The sequence below is a fragment of the Rothia sp. HMSC061C12 genome, from assembly GCF_001815755.1.
In the GTDB taxonomy this organism is placed as follows: domain Bacteria; phylum Actinomycetota; class Actinomycetes; order Actinomycetales; family Micrococcaceae; genus Rothia; species Rothia mucilaginosa.
The window spans coordinates 1-1495 of sequence record NZ_KV821878.1 but is presented as its reverse complement, the minus strand read 5'-3'; the positions used below and the strand labels follow the sequence as shown (position 1 = coordinate 1495).

The 1495-nt window shown below is 46.8% G+C and carries 2 protein-coding genes; both read left to right on the top strand.

The features are described from left to right. Nucleotides 1-328 precede the first annotated feature (328 nt). On the top strand, nt 329-1162 hold the full coding sequence (locus HMPREF3055_RS08330) for a hypothetical protein (RefSeq protein ID WP_049338606.1): 834 nt from the start codon (nt 329-331) through the stop codon (nt 1160-1162). A gap of 102 nt (nt 1163-1264) precedes the next feature. Beyond that, nucleotides 1265-1396, top strand: coding sequence for a hypothetical protein (locus HMPREF3055_RS09495; RefSeq protein ID WP_256370613.1), 132 nt, complete (start codon nt 1265-1267; stop codon nt 1394-1396). Nucleotides 1397-1495 lie beyond the last annotated feature (99 nt).

Below are 1495 nucleotides of genomic sequence, written 5' to 3'. Positions count from 1 at the left end.
ACTTTCTATTCGGATGCCAATTTCCTTGGGTCCCGTATGTACACCTGGGATAACCCTCATCTGGGTTGGATGAATGACCGTGCATCTTCATTGCATTCTGATGGGTGCCGGTGGCGCTATTACGAAGACAGCCACTATAGGGGTCGCAGGTTTGATTCTTCTTCCGACCTCAACTATCTGCGGGGTCTAAGCCATGAGGGTCTCCATTGGGGCGAGACTTGGGATGACCGGATTAGCTCAGTTAGGTATGTGTATTGCTAGGTGAATGGTGGTAGAGGGACAGGATGCTTTCCTGCTTTAAGTTTTTCTTCCACTCTGAAAGGAGGGTGTGCTCTTGCATAAAAGTAGTGCATTCACAATCACTGCCCTAGCAGGCGCGCTTTTGCTGTCTTCATGCGCTCAGGGAGGTGCCTCAAATTCTGAGTATAAAGCCAAGCTCGATTACGCGAATAATTTGATTACTCTTCCCCTGGATGAGTATGACTATGACGATGCGTCAAGGGCTGTAATTAATGAGGCGGTCGCCCGTATCATGCAAGTATGTTATGTAGCTAAGGGATACTCTGATGCTGTCCCTGTGTTCTCTGATGATCAGCACAGTAATATATATGGTGCCTGGAATGTTGAATATGCCAAGAAGTATGGATATTTCAATGAAGAAAAGTCTCGAGAGCGCACGCAGGCGGCAGAGAAAATACCGGCAGAGATTAGGAAGGAATGTCGCAAGGAAAGTGCCAATCAGTTGAAAGAAATTGAATACGAGAATGACAATGACTCTTTCGCTTACCGGCTTAGACAGGAAGCCTATGCGAGTGCGAAAAGTGATCCGGAATGGAATAAAGTTCGCTCTGAATGGTGGAGCTGCCTAGAGAGCAATGGGTTAACACCACGCAAGGATGACCAGGCGTGGGGTAGTCAAGAGACGTCCAATATTGACGTAAGTTCTAAGAGTGAGGAGGAAAAAACTCAAGAAGTGATTCGCCTCGCAACTATCGAAGCGGAATGTAATCAGAAGGTTGGTATGGCTCAGCGTCTGGGTGATATTGAGGCATCCTACCAGGGGCCTCTCATTGAGAAGAACCAGGCGAAGCTTAACCAGTTGAAAGAAGAGAAAGAAAAGCATGTGGCGAGGGCGCGTGAAATTATCGCCACTAGTCAATAACACATTCTGTTTGAACTGAATAGTACAACTAATAATTGTGATGGAGGAGCCCAGTGTTTGTGGGCTCCTCCTGACTTTCCTGGTTGAAAGGAGTCGGTAACAATGAAGGAATTTGCTGCTCTGTTCGCCTGCTTTGCTCTTAAAGAGTGCTACGCGAAAAAAGGATGCGATTTTGAAATCCTAGAAAATGGCTGGGTTTCTGGTGATGCCTCCGGTATGGCTCCTGGAATGTGAAGCATGTGTGCGCGTCGGAACCTTTTTTATTGGGGTTTTTATTGGGGTATTGGGTGATTCTTTGTTTGGGTGGGGTGTTGAGTTTTTCACATGAATGTG

What these genes read in the sequence shown, in the direction of transcription:
- HMPREF3055_RS09495 (WP_256370613.1), top strand. Translation starts at nt 1,265, where the DNA reads ATGAAGGAATTTGCTGCTCTGTTCGCCTGCTTTGCTCTTAAAGAGTGC.